The organism is Albidovulum sp., from assembly GCF_008933605.1.
Taxonomy (GTDB): domain Bacteria; phylum Pseudomonadota; class Alphaproteobacteria; order Rhodobacterales; family Rhodobacteraceae; genus Albidovulum.
This window is the reverse complement of record NZ_WBUS01000049.1, coordinates 1-21676: the sequence shown is the minus strand read 5'-3', so window position 1 is coordinate 21676 and position 21676 is coordinate 1. Positions and strand designations below refer to the sequence as shown.

General features: G+C 68.0%; 18 protein-coding genes and 3 pseudogenes. 12 read left to right on the top strand and 9 right to left on the bottom strand.

Going from position 1 to position 21676, the window contains the following annotated elements; all coding sequences use genetic code 11:
- The 5 genes from F9K34_RS08770 to hutC all read right to left on the bottom strand — a co-directional run.
- On the bottom strand, positions 1–686 hold a 686-nt coding region (locus F9K34_RS08770; protein ID WP_291336578.1), incomplete at its 3' end, for an aminotransferase class I/II-fold pyridoxal phosphate-dependent enzyme.
- Positions 687–694: 8 nt separating this feature from the next.
- Entirely contained in the window at positions 695–2275 is a 1581-nt protein-coding gene (locus F9K34_RS08765) for a TRAP transporter large permease (RefSeq protein ID WP_291336577.1), read from the bottom strand.
- 1 nt (position 2276) lies between these two features.
- Positions 2277–2819, bottom strand: a complete 543-nt coding sequence (locus tag F9K34_RS08760; RefSeq protein ID WP_291336576.1) for a TRAP transporter small permease subunit — start codon at positions 2817–2819, stop codon at positions 2277–2279.
- An 11-nt stretch (positions 2820–2830) separates the two neighbouring features.
- Positions 2831–3919 (bottom strand): TRAP transporter substrate-binding protein, encoded by a 1089-nt coding sequence (locus F9K34_RS08755; RefSeq protein WP_291336575.1) that lies wholly within the window; start codon positions 3917–3919, stop codon positions 2831–2833.
- Positions 3920–4008: 89 nt separating this feature from the next.
- The gene (gene hutC / locus F9K34_RS08750) at positions 4009–4695 is read right to left on the bottom strand and encodes a histidine utilization repressor (RefSeq protein WP_291336574.1); all 687 of its coding nucleotides are present in this window, start codon (positions 4693–4695) and stop codon (positions 4009–4011) included.
- A gap of 276 nt (positions 4696–4971) precedes the next feature.
- On the opposite strand from hutC, the gene F9K34_RS08745 reads away from it, so the two are divergent.
- From F9K34_RS08745 to F9K34_RS08725, 5 genes are read left to right on the top strand one after another with little or no spacing between them, the layout of a single operon-like run.
- On the top strand, positions 4972–6690 hold the full coding sequence (locus F9K34_RS08745; RefSeq protein WP_291336573.1) for a urocanate hydratase: 1719 nt from the start codon (positions 4972–4974) through the stop codon (positions 6688–6690).
- Positions 6691–6708: 18 nt separating this feature from the next.
- Entirely contained in the window at positions 6709–7956 is a 1248-nt protein-coding gene (hutI, locus tag F9K34_RS08740; protein WP_291336572.1) for an imidazolonepropionase, read from the top strand.
- Positions 7956–8759, top strand: a complete 804-nt coding sequence (gene hutG, locus F9K34_RS08735; RefSeq protein WP_291336571.1) for an N-formylglutamate deformylase — start codon at positions 7956–7958, stop codon at positions 8757–8759. Before hutI ends, hutG begins: the two co-directional genes overlap by 1 nt.
- 11 nt (positions 8760–8770) lie before the next feature.
- Entirely contained in the window at positions 8771–10162 is a 1392-nt protein-coding gene (locus F9K34_RS08730) for a formimidoylglutamate deiminase (RefSeq protein ID WP_291336570.1), read from the top strand.
- A 13-nt stretch (positions 10163–10175) separates the two neighbouring features.
- Positions 10176–10739 carry a HutD/Ves family protein gene (locus tag F9K34_RS08725; protein WP_291336569.1) on the top strand — a complete coding sequence of 188 codons (564 nt, stop codon included), beginning with the start codon at positions 10176–10178 and terminating at the stop codon, positions 10737–10739.
- On the opposite strand, the gene F9K34_RS08720 is transcribed toward F9K34_RS08725, so the two are convergent.
- The gene (locus tag F9K34_RS08720) at positions 10709–11608 is read right to left on the bottom strand and encodes a LysR family transcriptional regulator (protein ID WP_291336568.1); all 900 of its coding nucleotides are present in this window, start codon (positions 11606–11608) and stop codon (positions 10709–10711) included. The genes F9K34_RS08725 and F9K34_RS08720 overlap by 31 nt on opposite strands.
- A 96-nt stretch (positions 11609–11704) precedes the next feature.
- Between F9K34_RS08720 and F9K34_RS08715 the strand changes: the two genes are divergently transcribed.
- Positions 11705–12922, top strand: a complete 1218-nt coding sequence (locus F9K34_RS08715; RefSeq protein ID WP_291336567.1) for a CaiB/BaiF CoA transferase family protein — start codon at positions 11705–11707, stop codon at positions 12920–12922.
- A gap of 1 nt (position 12923) precedes the next feature.
- A complete protein-coding gene (locus F9K34_RS08710; RefSeq protein WP_291336566.1) occupies positions 12924–14084 on the top strand; it encodes an acyl-CoA dehydrogenase family protein in 1161 nt (386 codons plus the stop codon).
- 396 nt (positions 14085–14480) lie between these two features.
- On the opposite strand, the pseudogene F9K34_RS08705 reads toward F9K34_RS08710, so the two are convergent.
- Positions 14481–15175 (bottom strand): annotated as a pseudogene (locus tag F9K34_RS08705) (integrase core domain-containing protein); the annotation flags it as partial.
- Positions 15176–15280: 105 nt separating this feature from the next.
- On the opposite strand from F9K34_RS08705, the pseudogene ccoP reads away from it, so the two are divergent.
- A pseudogene (ccoP, locus tag F9K34_RS08700) lies at positions 15281–15850 on the top strand (cytochrome-c oxidase, cbb3-type subunit III); the annotation flags it as partial.
- A gap of 60 nt (positions 15851–15910) precedes the next feature.
- On the opposite strand, the gene F9K34_RS08695 reads toward ccoP, so the two are convergent.
- Positions 15911–16594, bottom strand: coding sequence for a DUF2270 domain-containing protein (locus F9K34_RS08695; RefSeq protein ID WP_291336565.1), 684 nt, complete (start codon positions 16592–16594; stop codon positions 15911–15913).
- A 198-nt stretch (positions 16595–16792) separates the two neighbouring features.
- On the opposite strand from F9K34_RS08695, the gene ccoG reads away from it, so the two are divergent.
- The 4 genes from ccoG to ccoS are packed head-to-tail and all read left to right on the top strand — an operon-like array spanning position 16793 to position 21033.
- A complete protein-coding gene (ccoG, locus tag F9K34_RS08690) occupies positions 16793–18220 on the top strand; it encodes a cytochrome c oxidase accessory protein CcoG (protein ID WP_291336563.1) in 1428 nt (475 codons plus the stop codon).
- 1 nt (position 18221) lies between these two features.
- Positions 18222–18677, top strand: coding sequence for a FixH family protein (locus F9K34_RS08685; protein ID WP_291336561.1), 456 nt, complete (start codon positions 18222–18224; stop codon positions 18675–18677).
- Positions 18678–18680: 3 nt separating this feature from the next.
- A complete protein-coding gene (locus F9K34_RS08680; RefSeq protein WP_291336559.1) occupies positions 18681–20864 on the top strand; it encodes a heavy metal translocating P-type ATPase in 2184 nt (727 codons plus the stop codon).
- A gap of 10 nt (positions 20865–20874) precedes the next feature.
- Entirely contained in the window at positions 20875–21033 is a 159-nt protein-coding gene (ccoS, locus tag F9K34_RS08675; RefSeq protein WP_291336557.1) for a cbb3-type cytochrome oxidase assembly protein CcoS, read from the top strand.
- 29 nt (positions 21034–21062) lie between these two features.
- Here the strand turns inward: ccoS and F9K34_RS08670 are convergent.
- Positions 21063–21676, bottom strand: a pseudogene (locus tag F9K34_RS08670) (D-alanyl-D-alanine carboxypeptidase); the annotation flags it as partial.

The following is a 21676-nucleotide window of genomic DNA, read 5'->3' as shown; positions in this document are numbered from 1 at the left end:
CCCCAGGCCTTGGAGAACGTGCGCAGAACCGCGAGATTGGCGTGCCGCGCCAGTCGCCGTGCCGGAGCCGAGGCCACGTCGGCGGCATCGCCCGCATAGTCGGCATAGGCTTCGTCAAGGATGACCAGCACGTCCTGCGGCAGCGCCGCCAGCAGCCCGTCAACAGCGCCCTCGGACAGCGCGGTCCCGGTCGGGTTGTTCGGGTTGCAGATCAGCACCACCCGGGCGCGCGGCCCCACCGACGCCAGAAGCCGCGCCGGATCGAGCCGCGCCGCGGCGTCGAGCGGCACCTCGACCATCCGGGCTCCCGCCAGCCCGGTCAGGATCGGATAGGCCTCGTAGGATCGCCAGGGTGTCACCACCTCGTCGCTGGGGTCGCACCAGGCCCGGATCAGCTGGTCGAGGAGGACGATGGACCCCGCCCCGACCGCCACCGCCTCGGGCGGGAGGCCGTGCCTGCGTGCCAGCGCTTCGGCAAGCGTCTCGCCCCTCAGATCGGGATAGCGGTTGGCCCCCGCGAAGGCCGCGGCGACCGCCGCCCGGACGGAGGGGTGCGGCCCGTCCGGCGCCTCGTTCGAGCCGAGACGGTGGCGGAAGGGCACGGTCTGCCTGGCGCGACCGCGGCCGTAGCCTGGCAGGTCGTCGAGCCGGGGGCTCGGCTTGGGAAGGGGAGAACGGGCATCCATGACCGGGCTCAGAACAGGTGCGCGGGAAGCCAGGTGGCGATGCCCGGCAGGAAGTATACGATCACCACGGCAAGGAGTTGCAGCAGGATGAACGGCACCGCACCGGCCCAGATCGCCTGCGTCGACACCGAGGCCGGCGCGACCGAGCGCAGATAGGCGAGCGTGTAGCCGACTGGGGGAGTCAGGAACGAGGTCTGCATCACCAGTGCGATCAGCACGCCGAACCAGATCGGGTCGACCCCGGCCGCGAGGATCGGCGGCCCGACCACCGGGATCGCGATGATCGTGATCTCGACGTAGTCGAGGAACATGCCGAGGAAGAACATCATCACCATGACGAGGATCATGGCGCCATGGACGCCGCCCGGCGCGGACTCCAGCAGCGCCTGGATGCGCAGGTCTCCGCCCAATGCACGGAACACCAGCGAAAAGAGCAGCGCGCCGATGACGATGGTGAAGATCATTGTGGTGGTGCGCGCCGTCGCCTTCATCGCTGGGCCGAGAATCCGGTCGCGCCCCAGATCGCGCCAGATCACGGCGACGGCCAGAAGCACCAGCCCGGCGAGCGCCAGCGCGAAGCCAAGCACCGCCCGCTCGCCGGCCGGGGCGTCGGGGCGCCCGAGCCGCAGGTCGAAGCCCCCGGCCATCGCCATCAGCGCCAGGGTGCCGAAGACCGCCACCCACAGCGCCCAGCGGTTGCGGCCCGTCCGCATCCCGGCCAGCAGCGTCGCGCCCACTGCGCCCACGGCGGCGCCCTCGGTGGCGGTGGCGATGCCGCCCAGGATCGAGCCCAGCACCGCTACGATCAGTGCCAGCGGCGGGAACAGCACCCGCAGGACGTCCCGCACTGAAACCTCGCCAGCACGGGCGCCATCGGTTGTCACCAGAGCCTCGCGCGGCAGCGCGGGCGCCATGCCCGGCCGCAGGAAGGCCGCGAGGAGTTGAAAGACGATATAGAGCCCCACCAGCAGGAGGCCGGGGATCAGCGACCCGGCGAAGAGCTCGCCAACGCTGATCGTCCGGGCGGCGAAGTTGCCCGCCTGGTGCTGCGCCTGCTGATAGGCCGAGGCCAGCACCTCGCCCATGATGATGAGCACCGTCGAGGGCGGGATGATCTGGCCCAGCGTACCCGCCGCGCAGATGATCCCGCTCGAGATGGCCGGCCCGTAGCCGTAGCGGAGCATCACCGGCAGCGCCATCAGCCCCATCGTTATTGTCGTCGCACCGACGATTCCGGTCGAGGCCGCGAGCAGCGCGCCGACAAGCGTGACCGAGACCCCGAGTCCGCCGCGCAGGCTGCCGAACAGCGCGCCCATGGTCCGCAGAAGTTCCTCGGCGATGCGCGCCCGTTCGAGGATCAGGCCCATGAAGACGAAGAGCGGGATCGCGATCAGCGACTCCGCGTTCATCGTGTTGAACACCCGTGTCGGCAGCGCGCCGATCAGGTTGAAGTTCAGCGCGCCCGCGGCCCAGCCGATCAGGGCGAAGATCACCGCTGTCCCGGCGAGAACGAAGGCGATGGGGGCGCCGCTCAGCACAAGGACGCAGAGTCCGGCAAACATCAGGAGGTCGAGGGGGAGCGTCTCCATGTCAGTCGGCCTCTCCGGTCGTCTCGAAGACGTCCACCCTCTCGCCGCCCAGGACCGCGATGCAGCGCAGCGCGACGGCGACCGCCTGTACCGCCAGGAGCGCGGTGAAGGCGAGGATGACGGTCTTGAACAGGTAGGTGTAGGGCATTCCGCCGAAGAAGAGCGCGCCCTCGCGGATCGCCCAGGCCGCCGAGACGTAGGGCCAGGAGAACCAGCCCAGGATCGCGCAGAACGGCAGGACGCAGAGCATGACGCAGAGCAGGTCGATGAGCGCCCGGCCGCGGGCGCTCATGTTGGCGTAGAACATGTCTACCCGCACATGGTCGTCGCGCAGGTAGGCATAGCCCACCAGCAGCATGAAGAGCGAGGCATGGGCATACGTCACCGAATCCTGCAGCTTGATGCTGGTGGAGGAGAACAGGTAGCGCAGCGCCACCGTCGAGAACTTGAGCAGAACCACGGTCGCCACCAGCCACGGCAGCCAGCGCCCGAGTACCCGGGAGGGCCAGTCCAGAACGCGGCTGATGGCGACCAGGTTATGCATCGCGTCCCCGCTCAGCCTTCCGCGAAGGGCTGCGTGCGGGCGTTCATTTCTCCGGCGAAGGCGTAGGGCGCGTACTCCGCCATCAGGTTACGATACTTGGCGTAGCTGCCGATGACCTCGCGCACCACCGGATCGGAATCGGCATGCAGCTCCTGGACAAGCTCGCCCGTCGCCGCAGCGAGGCCGTCGACGATGGCCTGCGGCACCGTGCGGACGGTGACGCCGTGCTCGGACGTGAGCAGGCGCACGGTCTTTGCGTTGTTGATCTCGTAGTCCATCGTGGTCTCGACGGCGGCCGACATCGCCACGGTCTTGACGATGAGCTTCAGATCGTCGGGCAGCGCGTTGTAGGCGGAGGCGTTCATGACGACCTCCTCGGTCGAGGACGGCTCGCCCACGCCGGGAGCATAGTAGTTCTTCGCCACCTGGTGGAACCCGAAGGCGAAGTCGTTCCACGGACCCACGAACTCTGCCGCGTCGATCGTCCCCGACTGAAGCGCCTGGAACACCTCGCCGCCCGGCAGCGTAACCACCGCGACCCCCACCTTGTTCAGCATCTCGCCGGCGAAGCCGGTGGTGCGGATGCGCAGCCCGCGCAGGTCGTCGAGCGTGTTGATCTCGTTGCGGAACCAGCCGAACCACTGCGGGCCGGTGCCGCCCGCGAGGTAGCCCTTGAGGCCGAAGCCGTCGTAGATCTTGTCGTAGAGTTCCTGGCCGCCACCCCAGTACATCCAGCCCAGATGCTCGAACATGGTGAGGCCGAAGGGGAAGGAGCCGAACATCCCGATCGCCTTGTTCTTGGAAATCCAGTAGGCGGGGACAGAGTGATACATCTGCGCCACGCCTTGCGAGACGGCATCGAAGACGCCGAAGGCCGGCACGATCTCGCCGGCGCCGTGCACGTTGATCACCAGGCGGCCGCCCGACAGGTCCGTGATCCGCTGGGCAATGCGGCGGGCGCTGTCGTCGAGTCCCGGTGCCCCGGTCGGCCACGATGTGACCATGTCCCAGGTGATCCGGTCCTGTGCCAGGGCCGGCGCGGCAAGGCCCGCCCCCGTCGCGGCGGCCGCAGTTGCGCCAAGAAACTTCCGTCTGTGCATTCGAGTCTCCCAGTTGCATGTGATTGTATATGCAACTTAAGAATTCGACGCGAATCGGGAACCTGTCAAGTAGAATGTAGACGCAGGGTTCAACGGGCGACGCGCATCCGTCCGGCAAGGCTGAAGCGGGTGCCCGGATGCAAGAGCCGCGCACTCGATGCGATCATGCCGCGCGACCAGGTCCGCCTGCGCAGCAGCAGGACGGGATCGCCCGTCGCCATGTCGAGCAGCGCGCGCGTCGTGTCGTCGGCCGGGACCGCCTGGATCACATGCTCGACCTCCTCAAGCGGGCCCGCCGCCATCAGATGCACGTTCGGCGTGATCCGGGTATAGTCCTGTTCCAAGTAGTCCGGCGAAAACCGCGGGTTGACAAAGCGGTCCTCGATCTGCAGCGGACGATCGTTCTCGCGGTGCAGGAGCACCGAATGAAACACCGCCGAGCCGGGCGGAACATTCAGTTCGGTAGCAAGCGCGAGGTCGCAAAACACGGTCTCGAGCTTCAGAACCTCCGTGGAATGGCGGTTTCCGCGCGCTTCGATCTCGTCATGGATGTTGCGCAGTTCGAGAAAGGTGGACTGACTTCGCCGCGGCGCGACGAAGGTTCCCGCGCCCTGCCGCCGCACCAGGACGCCTTCTGCCGAGAGGTCGCGCAGGGCGATATGCACCGTCATCCTCGACACGCCGAGGAGATCGACCAGCTGCGTCTCGGAGGGGATGCGCGCGCCCTCCGCCCATTCACCGGCTTCGATCTTCGACAGGACGTGGTTGCGGACCATCTGGCCTAGCGACAGCGCCGGCTCCCCGTCGGTGTCGGGTCGGCCCTCTCGAGCACCACTTCTCCTGCGCCGGCTCATGGGCATCGTTGTTCGCTGTCCCGCTTTCCTGATGGCAACAAGCTATGACAAGTTGCAAGCGAGCGCCAGAAACAAAACCCGGGAATCGCGGTCTTGGCGCTTGACAGAATCGCTGTTGCCGGTTGTATAAACTTGTATATGCAACTACTGCCGCCGCATGGTGTCGGCGACGAACAACAATTTGCCGAGGAGGACACGATGGGAAAACCCGAGATTCTATTTTCCGTCCGCGCCATGGGCGGAAACAACCTGCGCTGCAAGGGCTGGAAGCAGGAGACGATACTGCGGATGCTCGAGAACAACATGGAGAACGCCGAGCATCCCGAAGAACTGGTGATCTACGGCGGCATCGGCAAATGCGCCCGCAACTGGGAAAGCTACCACGCCATCGTCAAGTCGCTTCAGGAGATCGAGAACGACGAGACGCTGGTGGTCCAGTCGGGGATGCCGGTGGCGATCTTCAGGACCAGCACGCTGGCGCCGCGCGTCGTCATGGCCACGACCAACATCATGAAGGCGACCTGGCCGATCTTCTACGACCTTCAGGACAAGAACCTGACGATCTATGCCCAGTACACCGCCGCGCCGTGGGAATACATCGGCACGCAGGGCGTGATCCAGGGCACCTTCCAGACCCTTGTCGCGATCAAGGACCAGCATTTCGGCGGCAGCCTCAAGGGCCGCATCCTGCTCACGGCCGGGATGGGCGGCATGGGCGGCAACCAGACCCGGGCGATGGCGATGCTCGGCGGCGTCTGCATCTGCGCCGACGTGGACGAGAAGGTGATGAAGCACCGGCTCGAGGTCGGCTACTGCGACGAGATCTGCTACGACTTCGACGAGGCAGTGGCCAAGGCCAAGGCCGCGGCGGCGGCGGGCAAGCCCCTGGGCATCGCGCTCTTCGGCAACGCGGTCGAGGTGCTGCGCAAGGCGAAGGAGACGGGCTTCATGCCCGACATCATCACCGACATGACGCCGGCGCACGACCCGCTGTCCTACGTTCCCGAGGGCCTGACCGTCGACGAGGCGCGCGATCTTCGCAAGGCGGACCGCGACCGCTACTTCAAGCTCGCCGGCAAGGCGATGATCGACCACCTGACCCTGATGAACGAGTTCCACGACAGGGGCGTGCAGGTCTTCGAGTACGGCAATTCGCTGCGCAAGGAAGCGCGCGACGCCGGCATGCCGGTGAACAAGGCGATGCAGATCCCGGGCTTCGTCGCCGCCTACATCCGCCCGCTCTTCTGCGAAGGCCGCGGGCCCTTCCGCTGGACCTGCGTGTCGCGCGACCCGGAAGACCTGCGCAAGCTCGATGACCTCGTCGAGGAGATGTTCGCCGATGACGACCTCGTGCGCGGCTGGATCCAGCTTGCCCGCAAGCACATCCCGATCGAGGGCCTGCCGGCGCGCATCTGCTATCTGGGCTTCGGCCAGCGCAAGGCCTTCGGCATGCGTGTGAACGAGATGGTGCGGAACGGCGAACTGAAAGGCCCGGTCGCCTTCTCGCGCGACAACCTCGACTCCGGCTCGATCGTCAACCCGACCTTCGAATCCGAACGCATGCTCGACGGCTCCGACCTGATCTCGGACTGGCCCTACCTGAACGCGCTCCTGAACACCGCCGCCGGGGCCGATCTCGTGGCGATCCAGGAGAACTACTCGATGGGCGAGGCCGTGCACACCGGCGTCACCATGATCGCCGACGGCTCGGCCGAGGCGGATGTGCGTCTGGCGGCCTGCCTGACCACCGACTCAGGCATCGGCGTGGTGCGCCATGCCCAGGCCGGCTACGACATCGCCCGCAAGGCGGCGGCGGAACGCTTCGCCAAGGACGGGGTGCAGGTGCCGCTGTGGTGGACGCGCGAGGCGACCTTCGGGCCCGACGACGCCGCGGCGCCGCGCAAGAAGTCGAAGTAAGCAACAGGAGGCACCGGCATGGCACGGATCACGGCACTCATCGAGAACGCAGGCCAGGTCCTGACCTGCGCGCCAGACGCGCCCGATCTGGTCGGTGCCCGCACGAACACGGTGGTGGCGGTCAGCGGAAACGTGATCGCCGCCATCGGCAGCCCCGGCGAGATTGCCGCGGGGCACGACCTTTCGGGGGCGGAACGGATCGATGCCGGGGGCGGGCTGGTCATGCCCGGCTTCGTCGATTGCCACACGCATCTGGTGTTCCACCAATCGCGGGTCGAGGAATACGCCCAGAAGGTGCAGGGCCGCACCTCTGCCGAAATCAAGGCGATGGGTATACCCGTGGGCATCACCGCGACCGCCCGGATGATGCGCGAGGCGTCGATGGAGGACCTGGTCGCCAGCGCCGCCGAGCGGTTGGAACACATGCTGGCCTTCGGCACGACGACCGTCGAAAGCAAGAGTGGCTACGGGCTGAACACCGCGACCGAGATCAAGATGCTCGAGGTCAACCGCGAACTGGCGCGCCGCCAGCCGATCGAGATCGTCTCGACCTTCCTCGGCGCGCACGAGTTTCCCGACGACAAGCCGCGCGACGAGTACATCCGCGAGATCATGGACGAGATGATCCCCGAGGTGGCGCGGCGGGGCCTCGCCGAGTTCAACGATGTCTACTGCGACGACGGTTACTATACGGTAGCGGAGTCCCGCGCCATCCTGGCACGCGGGCTGGAGTACGGGCTGAAGGTGAAGATCCATACCGACGCCTATTCGCATATCGGCGGCTCGGCCCTTGCGGCGCAGTTGAGGGCGGTTTCGGCCGATCACATGAACTTCACCGATCCGTCGGAATATGCCGGCCTGCGCGATGCGGGCGTCACTTGCGTGGTGATGCCGGCGCTCGATTTCGCGGTCGGACATTCCCGCCCCTTCGACGCCCGCGCGCTGATGGATGCTGGCGTCACCGTGGCGCTTGCCACCGACATGTGCCCCGGCTGCTGGCTGGAATCGATGCCCTTCGTCGTGCAACTCGCCTGCCGGCTTTACAAGTTCAGCCCGGCCGAGGCGATCCTCGCGGGCACGCTCCACGCCGCGATGGCGCTGGACCGGGGCGACCGGCTCGGCTCGCTCGAACCGGGCAAGGATGCCGACATCGCGATCTTCCCCTATGGGCGCTACGAGGACATGGCCTATCGCCTTGGCCGGGGCCGGGCGCGGCTGGTGATGAAGGCGGGGAAGGTCGTCTACCGCAACACCGAGGGGGCGTGATGCAACCTGTCGAGATCGTCGCGGGCGACAGCCCGGTCATCCTCGGGCAACCGCATGGCGGCACCTGGCTGCCGGCCGATGTGGCCGACCGGCTGAATCCGACCGGCCGCGCGCTGGCCGACACGGATTGGCACATCGGCCGGCTCTACGACGGCCTCCTGCCCGGCGCGACGGTCGTGCGGGCGACCTTCCACCGCTATCTGATCGACGCGAACCGCGACCCCACGGGAAGCTCGCTCTACCCCGGCCAGAACACCACCGCGCTCTGCCCGGTGACAGATTTCGACGGCCGACCGATCTGGATGGACGGCGAGGAACCCGACGCGGAAGAGATCGCCGCGCGCCGCGCCGCCTTCCACGCGCCCTATCACGCCGCGCTCGCGGCCGAGGTGCGGCGGGTCCAGGCGCGCCACGGTGTGGCGGTGGTCTATGACTGCCACTCGATCCGCTCGGAGATCCCGTTTCTCTTCTCCGGCACGCTGCCGGTGTTCAGCATCGGCACCGATGGCGGCACGACCTGCTCCCCTGCCCTGTCCGAGCTGGTGCTCGCGGCCTGCCAGGGCTCGGACTATCCGACCGTGCTCAACGGGCGTTTCAAGGGTGGCTGGACCACACGCCATTACGGCCGCCCCGGCGAGGGTGTCCACGCGATCCAGATGGAGCTGGCACAGCGCGCCTATCTTGCGGCCGAGGCCGCGCCCTGGGCCTTCGACAGGACCCGTGCCGACCGCCTGCGCGCGGTTCTGGGGCCGATCCTGACCGGCCTTGACAGCCTTGCGCGGTCGGGCGCGCTGGCCGCCTGAAGGAGTGACCCATGACCACGATCTATGAAGTCGAGCACCTGCACCAACCCGGCGGCTGGCTCTCGCCCGGCTATGTCGAGGTGGGGGACGAAGGTGTCATCGGGTCGGTCTCGGCCGCGAAGCCCGCCGGGCGGCCGGTGGAGCGGCTCCGGGGCTTTGGCGTGCCGGGGCTGTCGAACCTGCATTCCCACGCCTTCCAGCGGGCGCTGGCCGGCCGGACCGAGTTCGTCACTGCCACGCGGAGCGAGGACAACCTCTGGACCTGGCGGAAGGAGATGTACCGCCTCGTCGACCGGCTGACGCCCGAGGCCTACGAGGCCATCGCGGCGCTGGTCTATCTGGAGATGCTCCAGTTCGGCATGACCGCGGTCTGCGAGTTCCACTATGTGCACCACCTGTCCGGCGGGCACGCGCATGCCAACGCGGCCGAGATGTCCGACCGGCTGATCGCGGCGGCCGACCGCACCGGCCTGGGCCTGACGCTCCTGCCGGTGCTTTATGCGCATGGCGGTATCGGCAAGCCGGTGGAGGAAACGCAGAAGCGTTTTGTGCATTCGGTGGAGGATTACCTGACGCTGATCGACACCCTGCGCGGGCGCAGGGCGGCGCATCCCAACCTCCGCGTCGGCCTTGCGCTGCACTCGCTGCGCGCGGTCACCCCGGACGAGGCGCGGGCCGCGCTGGCGGGGATGGATGCGATGGACCCGGCCGCGCGGCTCCACATCCATGTTTCGGAGACCACACACGAGGTCGCGGAGGTGAAGGCGGGCCTCGGCGCGCGCCCCGTGCAATGGCTCCTCGACAACCTCGGGCTCGACGACCGCTGGTGCCTGGTCCACGCCACGCATCTCGACGCCGCCGAGATCGCCGGCGCGGCGGCCAGCGGCGCGGTCGCCGGCATCTGCCCGCTGACCGAGGCGACGATGGGCGACGGCTTCTTCGCCCTGCCGGAATACCACGGTGCGGGCGGTGCCTGGGGCATCGGCACCGACAGCCACTATTCGACCTCCATCGCCGAGGAACTGCGCATCCTCGAATGCGGCAAGCGGCTGGAGCTTCGCCGCCGGAACGTGATCGCCCGGCCCGATGGCGGCGCGCCGGTCCACAGCGGACGGGTGCTGTTCGACACCGCGCTGGCGGGGGGCGAACAGGCGTCGGGCCGGGGCGGCGGCGCGCTGGTCGCCGGGCGTCGGGCCGATCTGGTGATGCTCGACCCGGTGTCCCATGTCCTGCTCGGCCACGGTCCCGACACGGTGCTGGATGCCTGGATCCTCGGCGGAACGCAGAACCCGGTGCGCGACGTCATGGTCGCCGGACGCTGGGTCATCCGCGACGGCCGCCACCCGGACGAAGAAGCGATCCGCGCCGCCTACCGCACGGCCGCGGCCACGCTTTTCGACTGAGGCCCCGAGCGCCATGCGAATCATCCGCGCTGCCGACCTGACCCCTGCCCCCTGGAAGAACGGCGGCGGCATTACGCGCGAGATCGCGCGCCTTTCCGACGATCGCGGCCTTCTCTGGCGCCTGAGCCTGGCCGAGATCGAACGCGACGGCCCATTCTCCGACTTTGCCGGCCTTGAACGAATCCTGACCGTCATCGCCGGCAGCGGGCTCGTTCTGGAAATGCCGAACCGGTCCCCCCGGCTCGACCGGATGGATTCCTGTCGCTTTGCTGGCACCACCCCGGTCACCGCGCGTCTGTCCGCCGGCCCGGTAAGCGACCTGAACCTCATGTTCCGCTCGGATACCTTGGCTGGTTCGGTGCAACCAATGCGGGGCGAAGCGCGGCAGGGGATGAGGCCGGGCCCGGGAGAAACCCTCGTCGTCCACGTCGTCGCGGTCGGCGCGACCCTGAACGGTGCCGACCTCGGACCCGGCGACACCGTCCTCGACGCGGCGGGGGACCTCGTCCTGCCGGCGGGGGGCGAAGCGATCCGCATTTCCATCGTTCAACGGCCGGTCGCGCCGATCGCGAAATAATCCCTGATTGCCACTGCCGCCGCCGTCAGCGCCGGATTGGGGGGCGGCGCCGACACGTGGGCGAAAACCAGCCTCTGGCTTGGCATTTCGTCCCGCAAGGGCCTGTGCACGATCAACCGATTGTGGGCGGCGTCCTCGCCGTCGGCGGGTGTGACCAGAAGCGAGACGCCCAGCCCGGCGGCGACCATCCGCCGCGCCATCTCGATCGACCGGGTCTTGAGCCGCACCCGTGGCGACAGGCCCCTTTGCCAGAACGGCACCATCAGGAACTCGCGGCTGAGCGGAAGGTCGATGAGGATGAAATCGCACGCCGCCAGCTCGGCGAGACTGACCGCCTCGCGCGCGGCAAGCGGATGGCCCGCCGGCAGAATCGCCTGCGGCGAAAGCTCCGTCAGCACGGCGCGGTCCGTCCCCGGGGGAAGGCCGACATCGTAGCTCAGCGCGCAGTCGATCACCCCGGCGGCAAGGAACCGCGCGATCCCTTCCAGATCGGATTCGCGCAGATCAAGCTCGGTATCGGGAAGCCTTGCGCCCAGATGCGCCGCGATGCCGGGGACCCACGTGGGACCCAGGGTGGCGAAGTACCCCAGGACCAGCCGGTTGCGCGGCCCCTTGCCGTCGCGGTGTGACATCGCCTCGACCCGGGCAAGGATTTCGCGCGCCTCGCGCACCTTCTCGGTGCCGAATGGCGTCAGTTCCAGGCCCTGCGCCTGCCGCCGAAAGAACAGGGTCTGGCCGAAATCCGCCTCCAGTTCGCGTATGGCCGCAGAGATCGACGGCTGCGACACGTTCAGTAGCGCCGCCGCGCGGGTGGCACTGCCAGTCTGGGCGACCGCGGCGAAGTATCTCAACTGGCGCAGGGTCGTCATTATCGGAATTTCCTATTCCGGCTGCTCGAATACAGTTCTTTCTTCTATAGCCTCGCCCTGCGATCCTGTCTCCGGCAAATCTCTCGGGAGCGGACCATGACCAATCCTTGTCTGACAGGCACCCGCGTGCTGGACCTGACCCGCGTGCTTGCCGGGCCGTTCTGCACCGCGCTTCTTGCCGATCTTGGCGCAGAGGTGATCAAGATCGAGACACCCGGCGGCGACGACTATCGCCACGTTCCGCCCGTGGCCGACGGCACCGGCGGGCTCTTCCGGCTGCTCAACCGCGGCAAGAAGAGCGTGGCGCTCGACCTGCGGTCGGATCGCGGGCGCGAGATTGTCGGCCGGTTGGCGCGGTCCAGCGACATCCTGGTGGAGAACTTCCGGCCCGGCGTGATGGACAGCATGGGGCTCGGCTACGCTGCGCTTTCCGAAGCCAATCCGGGGCTCATCCAGGTCTCCATCTCGGGCTTCGGCAGGCAAAGTCCGATGGGGGACCTGCCGGCCTACGACCTCGTGATCCAGGCCATGACGGGCTTCATGGACCTGACGGGCGAGCCCGACGGGCCGCCGACGATGACGGGGGAATCGGTCGCCGACCTCGCATCCGGCCTCTTCGCCTCCTGGGCGGCGCTCGCGGCGCTGATCGCGCGCGCGGGGACCGGCAAGGGGCAGCTCGTCGACGTGGCGATGTACGACTGTCTGTTCAACCTGATGCCCGCCGGCCTTGCCCAGCATCTGCACGGCGATCAGCGGCCGATGCGGGTGGGCAACCGCCACCCGCTCGGCGCGCCCTTCGGGGTCTTCCGCGCCGGCGATGGCCATTACACGATCGCGGTGCTGAATCCACGCCAGTTCGCCAAACTGGCCGCGGCGATGGGCCGACCCGAGCTTGCCGAGGACCCGCGCTTCGCGTCGAACGGGCCGCGCCACGACAACCACGCGGCGCTGAAGGAGCAGATCGAGGCGTGGAGCCGCCCTCTGCCGGCCGCCGAGGTGTTGGAGCGGCTGCGCGCCCACGACGTTCCGACCTCGCCGATCCTGACCCTGCCGGAGGCCGTCGCCGGGCCGCAGGTTGCCGCGCGAAACCTGCTGCCGATGGTCCCGGCCGCCAGCGGCCGGGCAGAGCGCGTGATGTCGCAGCCTGTCCGCTTCTCCGCGATGCCAGCGCAGCCGGTGGCGGCTGCGCCCGGCCTCGGTGCCGATGGGCCTGCCATTCTCGCAGACCGGCTCGGCCTTTCGGAGCAAGAGATCGCCCGGTTGATCGACGACGGTGTTCTGCACGACGCAACCCGCAACCCTGAGAGGGCCTGACATGCACGACAGCTTGCTGACCGACGACCAGCGCATGATCCGCGACAGTGCCCGCGCCTTCGCGCAGGAACGCCTCGCGCCCACCGCGGCGGATCGCGACCGCGGCAAGGACTTTCCGCGCGACGAGATGGCCGAATTGGGCGCGCTCGGCTTCCTCGGCATGCTGGTGCCGGAAGCCCTGGGCGGCGTCGGTGCCGACCATGTCAGCTATGTCATGGCGGTGGAGGAGGTCGCCGCGGCGGATGGCAGCATCGGCGCGATGATGGCGCTGCACAACGGGCTGGTGTCGAGCCCGCTCCTCCGCCACGGCTCGGAAATGCAGAAGCGCCGTTACCTCCGGCCGCTCGCCGAGGGGAAGATCAACGGCGCCTTCGGCCTGACCGAGCCGGAAGCCGGATCGAACGCCTTCGCCATCGCGACGAAAGCCCGGCGCTGCGACGGCGGCTACCGGATCAGCGGCACCAAGCAGTTCATGTCGAACGGCAAGTCCGCCGACATCGCCATCGTCTTCGCCGCCGTCGACAGCGACGACCCGCGCCGTCGCATCACCGCCTTCCTGGTGCCGCCTTCGTCGCCGGGCTATGCCGTCCTCAGGGTCGAGGACAAGCTTGGCCTCTCCGCGTCGGAGACCTGCCAGGTGGGCCTCGACGATGTCTTCGTGCCGGAAGACCATGTCCTCGGCGCCGTCGGCGGCGGCTACGCGCTGGCGATGGGCACGCTCGAACTAGGCCGGCTCGGCATCGCGGCGCAGTCGGTGGGCCTGGCGCGCGCGGCCTTCGATCTCGCCCATGCTTACGCGCTGGAACGCCGCACCTTCGGCAAGGCGCTGATCGAGCATCAGGCGGTGGGCTTCCGGCTGGCCGACATGCGCATGAAGGTCGAGACCGCGCGCTGCTACCTGCATCATGCGGCACGGCTGCGCGATGCCGGGCAGACGTGCAAGACCGAGGCGGCGATGGCCAAGCTCTACGCGTCCGAGATGGCCGAATGGGTCGCCTCGGAGGCGATCCAGGTGCATGGCGGCTACGGCTACCTCAAGGACTTCGCGGCCGAACGGATCTATCGCGACGCGCGCATCTGCCGGATCTACGAAGGCACCAGCGACATCCAGCGCATGATCATCGCGGCCGAGCTTTCACGCTCGGCATGCGCCTCGGCGTGAACCGGGGCGTGACCAGCGCCGTCGTCTGACACCGGCCGGCGATGCGGGGTGGGTTGGTCCGCATGTTGGCACCACCCGGGATGCGCGTGGCGTCGGTGTCCGTCGCGCGCCGCGGATGCGCCCGCCCCGATCCCGTTCGCCCGGCGCGCGCGGCCGCATCGGCAGCGGGAAGCACGGGCGCCTTCGTCATACGCTTGCCTCTCCGGTCTTCTCGCCCCGCTCATGTTTGGGCGCGCCACCAATACATGCATCCTCATCCTCCGGGATACTTTCCAGCTGCTGGCCTGCGCAGGTGTCCCACACCATCTCGCGGATGGCATGACCGATGAAGAACCCGTCGATCGGCATCGTCACGGTACTCCTTCCCGTTTTGGCGGGGCTCGGGCGTAGACTCTGCGCGGCCATTTTCAGCTTCATGGCGGGGGTGAGCCCGCCGATGCCCATGTTGGGGCGTTCGTTGTTGTAGGTCCATAGCCATTCGGTGGCGATCTGCTGCACCTCCTCGATGGTTTCAAAGATGTAGAGGTCCGGCCATTCGTGCCGGACGGTCCGGTTGTGGCGCTCGACATAGGCATTCTGCTGCGGCTTGCAGGGCTGGAGGTAGGTCAGGGTGATGCCCTGCTTCTCGGCGCAGTTCATGAGCGTCGAACTGACGTATTCGGGGCCGTAGCATGTTGGGAGTGATGCGTTGTTAACGGTTGTGGCCGCGCGCGAAGCCATCAAATCGCGCAGCGGTCGGCCATGAAATCCATCGACCAGACCAGGTTCGGCGCCTCCGGAACGGCCAGCTCCTCCGGCTTGTCGCGCTTCAGCCGCCGCCGCGGCTTGATCCGCAGGTTCAGCTCCAGCTCGCAGTAGATCCTGTGGACCCGCTTGTCGTTCCAGACATTCCCCTTCACGTTGCGCATATGCAGGAAACACAGGCCAAAACCCCAGGTGTTGTGGACATTGGTCAGGCCGACCAGCAGGTCGGCGATCAGTTCGTTCTTCGCGTCGCGCTTCGGGCTGTAGTGGAAGCAGGTCTCGCTGACGCTTAAAGCCCGGCATGCCAGCGCGATGCTGACCCCCTTCCTCGCCACCGCCCTCTCGGCCGGCTGGCGGTGCAGATGTACCAGACTGCCCTGATATCCGCGGTCCCTTATCATCTGGAACAAGGCACTGCCGGTGCGGGTACCGTCTTTCCATCTTTGGCTCAGGAACTCGCCAACTATACCCAGAACGCCGGCGGCGCCGTTTTCCGCACCTGGTGCGCGCAGTGCCACGGTTCCGGCGCGACTGGCGCGATGGGCTACCCCAACCTTCTCGACAACGACTGGCTCTGGGGCGGCACGATGGAGGACATCCACACCACCATTACCCACGGTATCCGCAACACCACGGACGCCGACGCGCGCTATTCGGAAATGCCGAAGTTCGGCGCCGACGGTCTCCTGGAGCCGGAGCAGATCGACCAGGTGGTGCAGTACGTCCTGCAGATCTCGGGCCAGGAGCATGACGCCGCCCTCGCCGGCGAGGGCGCGGTTGTCTTCACCGACAACTGCGCGGCCTGCCACATGGAAGACGGCACCGGCGATCGGGCGCAGGGCGCGCCGAACCTGACCGACGCGATCTGGCTCTTCGGCGGCGATCAGGCGGCCCTGACCGAGACCGTCACGAATGCCCGCTTCGGCGTGATGCCGTCCTGGACAGGACGCCTGAGCGAGGCCGACATCCGCGCGGTGGCGTCGAAGAACGGAATTCGGGGGGGCAGCCGCCCCCCCGGATAGAGAGCACCGGCGCCCCGTCCTGTTCGCGCGTTTCCTGGGGTCACCGGTGCCCTTCTCCTTCTACCCCATGGCGACGCCTTTGCCACCGCGTTCTTCGGCGCGGCGCGCATCGCTTCTGGCGACCAGGTTCGCCAGCACCACGCCCGACGCGATGTAGAGAACGCCGAAGCCCAGCACTGCCTCACCCGGCAGCGGGCCCACGTCGGCACGTTCGACGAAGCCGGCCCAGCTCGTCACCGGCAGGGGATGGATCATCAGCTTGCCAACGTAGGCCATGCCCTGGATCCCGAGAATCCAGAGGTAGTTGCGCCGGATCCGTCGGCCGAGCGCGGTCAGAAAGGAGATGTGGTAGGTGGGATGCAGGTAGTCGTCGGCCAGTACCTGGTGCCAGGCGGTCTCGGTCCGCAGGTCGCCGGATGTCAGCATCGGGGCGTAGAAGTTCCTTTCCAGCCACCGCGAGCGCGCCCGCCAGACGTTGAAGTAGCGGTAGCGCCGCGACTCGAGGGTCAGGAACACGAGTATGAGGACGCCGACCAGGAGGAGCGGTAATGGCGAGGCTCCGGGCGAGGCAAAGGTGATCGAGAGCGCGACACCCAGCGTCACCACCGCCCAGTTGGTCGTGGTGTCGAGCCGCGTCCGCCAGATCGTCGAGCGGTAGACCTCCGCCCGGTAGAGATGCGCGATGGCGCCGATCTCTGCCGCCGTGAATTCGGTGCAGTCGATCGCGCTGCGTCGTTCAGCCATGGTCCCCTCCCTCGCTGCGGGCCGCGCGCCGATTTGACGTCGTGATCACCCCTCCCGCCAAGTGCGAATTCACCAGAGCGTGAAGGCCGGACGGCGGTTTCGCCGCATGTCCGGGCGCGATTTTGACCTGTATCAAGGTTCCGACAGGCCATGTCAGCGTAGTCAGGCCGCGCGAACAGTGAGATCCGGGACCGTATCATGAGCTCCAGCGAGAATCCTCCGGCGCTTTACGCCGCCCGGGAACCCGTTTTTCCGCGTCGCGTGAAGGGTCAGTTCCGCAACCTCAAATGGGTGATCATGGCCATCACCCTCGGCATCTACTACATCACGCCCTGGTTGCGCTGGGACCGGGGGCAGAGCCTGCCCGACCAGGCGGTGCTGGTCGATCTCGCCAACCGCCGCTTCTACTTTTTCATGATCGAGATCTGGCCCGATGAGTTTTACTTCATCGCGGGACTTCTCATCATGGCGGGGCTGGGGCTCTTCCTCTTCACCTCGGCGCTGGGTCGGGTGTGGTGCGGCTATGCCTGCCCGCAGACCGTCTGGACCGATCTCTACATCCTCGTCGAGCGCTGGGTGGAGGGCGACCGCAACGCGCGGGTGCGGCTCTGGAACCAGGCGTGGGATTTTCGCAAGTTCCGTCTTCGGATGACGAAGTGGGTGCTCTGGCTCCTGATCGGGCTGGCCACAGGGGGCGCCTGGATATTCTACTTCACCGACGCGCCGACACTGCTTCAGGATCTGGTCCACGGCACGGCCCATCCCATCGCCTACCTGACGATGGCAATCTTGACCGCGACGACCTTCTTCTTCGGCGGTTTCGCGCGGGAGCAGATATGCATCTACGCCTGTCCCTGGCCCCGCATCCAGGCCGCGATGATCGACGAGGACACGCTTGTCGTCGCCTACCGCGAGTGGCGCGGCGAGCCGCGCGGAAAACTGCACAAGGGGGAGCCGGACCCCGCCAAGGGCGACTGCATCGACTGCATGGCCTGCGTCAACGTCTGCCCGATGGGCATCGACATCCGGAACGGCCAGCAGCTCGAATGCATCACCTGCGCGCTCTGCATCGACGCCTGCGACGAGGTAATGGACCGGATCGGCAAGCCGCGCGGGCTCATCGCCTACATGGCGCTGAAGGACGAAGTGGCCGAGCGGGCAGGCGGGCATCCGAAGAACGTCTGGAAGCACATCTTCCGTCCGCGGACGATCCTCTACTCCGTCCTCTGGTCGTCCATCGGGCTCGCGATGCTTGTCGCGTTGTTCCTGCGGTCGCCCATCGGGGTCGACGTCACGCCGGTGCGCAATCCGCTGTTCGTCACGCTCGCCGACGGCGCGATCCGCAATACCTACGAGGTTCGGCTGAGGAACAAGCATGGCGAAACGCTCCCCTTCACGATATCCTTGCAGTCCGACGCCCCGCTCGAGCTGACGCTCGAAGGGACCGACCAGAAGGTGGTGGACGTGCCGGCGGACGAGACGAAGATGCAGCGGGTCTATGTCACCGCCCCGGCCGGCAGCCCCGCCGCCGGCGTGCCCCGGACCGAGATCGCGATCGTGGTCGAGGACATGACCAACGGCGAGCGGGTTGTGCACGGCACGGTCTTCAACGGAAAGGACGACTGAGATGGCGGCGCCGCTCACGGGTCGGAAGGTCCTGATCATCGCGGTCGCGGCCTTCGGAGTCATCATCGGGGTGAATGTGCTGATGGCCGTCAAGGCGATCAGCACCTTCCCGGGGCTGGAGGTGAAGAACTCCTATGTCGCAAGCCAGGTCTTCGACGCCGAGAGGAAGGCGCAGGAAGCTCTGGGCTGGACCTTGTCGCACGAATACTCCGACGGCACCCTGACGCTCAGCTTCCGCGACCGCGATGGCCGGCCGGTGCAGGTGGAGAGGCTGTCGGCCATCGTCGGGCGGACGACGGAGGCATCGGATGACCGCCGCCCCGCCTTCGACTGGACCGGCGCCGACTACGTGGCGGCCGAGACGCTGGCGCCGGGCAAATGGATGATCCTGATGGAAGCCTTTGCCCCTGACGGAACACGGTTTCACCAGCGGCTCGACCTCTTCGTCACGGGCTGATCCATGTCGGCCGCAGCCCCCTCGATTTCCGCCTGCCCCGCCTGCGTTGCCGCGCCCGCGGCAGAGGATATCGCCGCCCGCGCGGCAGGGGTCCATGCAGGAATCGTCCTGTCGCTGCCGACAGCCCATTGCGCCGTCTGCATCTCGGACGTGGAACGGGCGCTTTCCTCCATGCCGGGCGTCACCTCGGCGCGGGTGAACCTGACGCTGAAGCGCGTCTCGGTCGCGGCAGAGCCGCAGGTGACGGCCGAGCGGCTGATCCGGCGGCTCGACGCCATCGGCTACCCGGCGCATGAACTCGACCCCGGTCTCCTCTCCGTGACGGAGACCGACAAGCGCAGCCGCGACCTTCTGATGCGGCTCGGCGTGGCCGGCTTCTCGATGATGAACATCATGCTCCTCTCCGTCGCCGTCTGGTCGGGCGCCGAGGCGGCGACGCGCGACATGTTCCACTGGATCTCGGCGGCGATCGCCCTTCCGACGCTGGCATTTTCGGGCCAGCCCTTCTTCAGGTCGGCCTGGGTGTCGCTGAAGGCGCGGCGGCTCGGGATGGACGTGCCGATCTCGCTCGCGCTCATCCTGGCATCGGCGATCTCGCTCTTCGAGACCTTCAACGGGGGCGAACACGCCTATTTCGACGCGGCCGTGTCGCTCTGCTTCTTCCTGCTGGCCGGGCGCTACCTCGACTACCGGAGCCGCGCCGCAGCGCGGTCGGCGGCGGAGGAACTCGCCGCGCTCGAAGTGCCGCGGGCGACGAGGCTGGAGGCCGGCGAGGAGCGGGTCGTTCCCATCGCCGAGCTTCGCGCTGGCGATCTCGTGCGCGTCCGTCCGGGCGCACGGATGCCCGTCGACGGCGTGGTGACCGACGGCGCGTCGGAGATCGACCGCTCGCTCCTGACCGGAGAGACGCTACCCGTGGTGGCGCGTGAGGGCGTCGCGGTCAGCGCCGGAGAGGTCAACCTGACGGGGCCGCTCACCGTCCGCGTGACGGCTGCCGGCAAGGAGTCCTCGCTGCACCGCATGGCCGATCTGGTGGCTGTGGCCGAGAACGCGCGCACACGCTACACCTCGCTCGCCGACCGCATGGCAAGGGCCTATTCGCCGGTGGTCCACCTGATGGCGCTCGCCTCGTTCTCGGTCTGGCTCTACCTGACGAAGGACGTCCGGCTGTCGGTCAATGTCGCGGCGGCGGTTCTCATCATCACCTGCCCCTGCGCGCTCGCGCTCGCCGTGCCGGCGGTGGTGACGGCCGCCTCGGGCAAGCTCTTCCGCAAGGGCTTCCTGATCAAGGACGGCACCGCGCTCGAACGTCTGGCCGAGGTCGATACCGTGGTGTTCGACAAGACCGGGACGCTGACGCTGGGCGAGCCCGAGGCGCTGGGTCTGGTGGACTACCCGCGGGAGCAGCTTGAGATCGTCGCGGCACTGGCGGGCGCCTCGTCGCACCCCCTGAGCCGGGCGCTTGCGCTGGCGCTGGAGGCAGAGGGCATCCGCCCGGCGGCGGTCGGGGATCTCGTCGAGGTGCCGGGGTCGGGGGTCGAGGGCCGCCTGGCGGGCGAAAGGGTGCGGCTTGGCCGCGCGGAGTGGCTGGGCGCCGAACCGGGCCAACGGACCGCAACCTGGTTCTCGCGTGCCGGCAGACCGGCGGTGGAGTTCGCCTTTGCCGACCGGCCGCGTCCCGGCGCAGCGGAGGCCGTGCGGGGCCTGATCGCCGGCGGCAAGCGCGTGATCCTCCTGTCGGGCGACAACGAGGTGCCGGTAGCGACGCTGGCCGGCACGCTCGGCATCCCCGAATGGCGCTCGGCGATGCGGCCGGAGGAAAAGGCCGCGCGCATCGCCGAGTTGACGGCCGAGGGCCGCCGCGTGCTGATGGTGGGCGACGGGCTGAATGACACCGCCGCGCTCGCCGGAGCGCATGTCTCGATTTCACCCGCCTCGGCGCTGGACGCGGCGCGGACGGCGTCCGACATCGTGCTGCTCGGTCAGGATCTCGCGCCGCTCGCCGACGCGGTGCGGATGGCGGTCGTGTCGCGGCGACGGATCAAGCAGAACTTTGCGCTGTCGCTCGCCTACAACGTCGTGGCGGTGCCGGTCGCGCTCGTCGGGCTCGCCACGCCGCTTGTCGCGGCGCTGGCGATGTCGACCTCGTCGATCACCGTGTCCCTGAACGCGCTCCGGTTGAAGTGAGGGCCCCGCGGTGGAAATCCTCGTCTACCTGATCCCGGTCTCGCTCTTCCTAGGCGCGGTCGGGCTCGCGGCCTTTCTCTGGTCGCTGAAGCACCGGCAGTATGACGACCCCGAGGGTGACGCAAACCGCATCCTCGGCAAGGACTGGGACGACCGACCGAAGCCCTGAGACGGCCCCGGGGCGGAGCGCTGCCCGGGTCAGGGCCCGACGACGCTGCATTCGGCCTGTCGTGCCTGAAGCCTGCGGCAGGCGAGCTGCGCCATCTCCTCGGTCAGGCCCACGAAGTTCGCGTCGAAGCCGCCGCGGCGCGACACGACCTTGCGCAGTGCCTCGTCAAGCGTTGCCATTTCCACCAGCGCGACCTGCAGGAGCTGCCGTTCGGCGTCGTAGCGCGAGCCGTAGTGGCCGACGTTGATCGCCCATTGCCGTCCGCCCGAAGTGGAGACGCGGGTAACGACTTCCAGTTCTTCCGCTTCCGGTTCCGCGGGCGTGAAGACGGCGAGCACGATCTGCTCGGGCCGCGTCTTCGGGGCGGGCGTGTCGGGAGCGGTCTCCTCGGCCGCAAGCTGGACCTCGACCGCCTCGGCGGGAAGCTCGGCGTCGGTTGCCAGGTCAGGTGCGGACTCGGTCGCCGGTGCTGCGGGTTCCGGCGCGGGCAGGAGTGTCGCTTCGGCCACCACCGTCTCCGCGGGAACCGGCTCGGTGGTCTCGTCCGGTTGCGGCGCCCCGGCGAGCGTCTCGGGCCGTGCCGGCGGGCGCAGGGCGGGCAAGACGGGCGCAACGGCGAGCTCTGGAGGCTGGGCGGCTGCGT

Bases quoted from the DNA above. Each gene is read 5' to 3' on its own strand.
- F9K34_RS08765 (WP_291336577.1), bottom strand. From the start codon at position 2,275: ATGGAGACGCTCCCCCTCGACCTCCTGATGTTTGCCGGACTCTGCGTC.
- F9K34_RS08760 (WP_291336576.1), bottom strand. From the start codon at position 2,819: ATGCATAACCTGGTCGCCATCAGCCGCGTTCTGGACTGGCCCTCCCGG.
- F9K34_RS08755 (WP_291336575.1), bottom strand. From the start codon at position 3,919: ATGCACAGACGGAAGTTTCTTGGCGCAACTGCGGCCGCCGCGACGGGG.
- hutC (WP_291336574.1), bottom strand. From the start codon at position 4,695: ATGGTCCGCAACCACGTCCTGTCGAAGATCGAAGCCGGTGAATGGGCG.
- F9K34_RS08745 (WP_291336573.1), top strand. From the start codon at position 4,972: ATGGGAAAACCCGAGATTCTATTTTCCGTCCGCGCCATGGGCGGAAAC.
- hutI (WP_291336572.1), top strand. From the start codon at position 6,709: ATGGCACGGATCACGGCACTCATCGAGAACGCAGGCCAGGTCCTGACC.
- hutG (WP_291336571.1), top strand. From the start codon at position 7,956: ATGCAACCTGTCGAGATCGTCGCGGGCGACAGCCCGGTCATCCTCGGG.
- F9K34_RS08730 (WP_291336570.1), top strand. From the start codon at position 8,771: ATGACCACGATCTATGAAGTCGAGCACCTGCACCAACCCGGCGGCTGG.
- F9K34_RS08725 (WP_291336569.1), top strand. From the start codon at position 10,176: ATGCGAATCATCCGCGCTGCCGACCTGACCCCTGCCCCCTGGAAGAAC.
- F9K34_RS08720 (WP_291336568.1), bottom strand. From the start codon at position 11,608: ATGACGACCCTGCGCCAGTTGAGATACTTCGCCGCGGTCGCCCAGACT.
- F9K34_RS08715 (WP_291336567.1), top strand. From the start codon at position 11,705: ATGACCAATCCTTGTCTGACAGGCACCCGCGTGCTGGACCTGACCCGC.
- F9K34_RS08710 (WP_291336566.1), top strand. From the start codon at position 12,924: ATGCACGACAGCTTGCTGACCGACGACCAGCGCATGATCCGCGACAGT.
- F9K34_RS08695 (WP_291336565.1), bottom strand. From the start codon at position 16,594: ATGGCTGAACGACGCAGCGCGATCGACTGCACCGAATTCACGGCGGCA.
- ccoG (WP_291336563.1), top strand. From the start codon at position 16,793: ATGAGCTCCAGCGAGAATCCTCCGGCGCTTTACGCCGCCCGGGAACCC.
- F9K34_RS08685 (WP_291336561.1), top strand. From the start codon at position 18,222: ATGGCGGCGCCGCTCACGGGTCGGAAGGTCCTGATCATCGCGGTCGCG.
- F9K34_RS08680 (WP_291336559.1), top strand. From the start codon at position 18,681: ATGTCGGCCGCAGCCCCCTCGATTTCCGCCTGCCCCGCCTGCGTTGCC.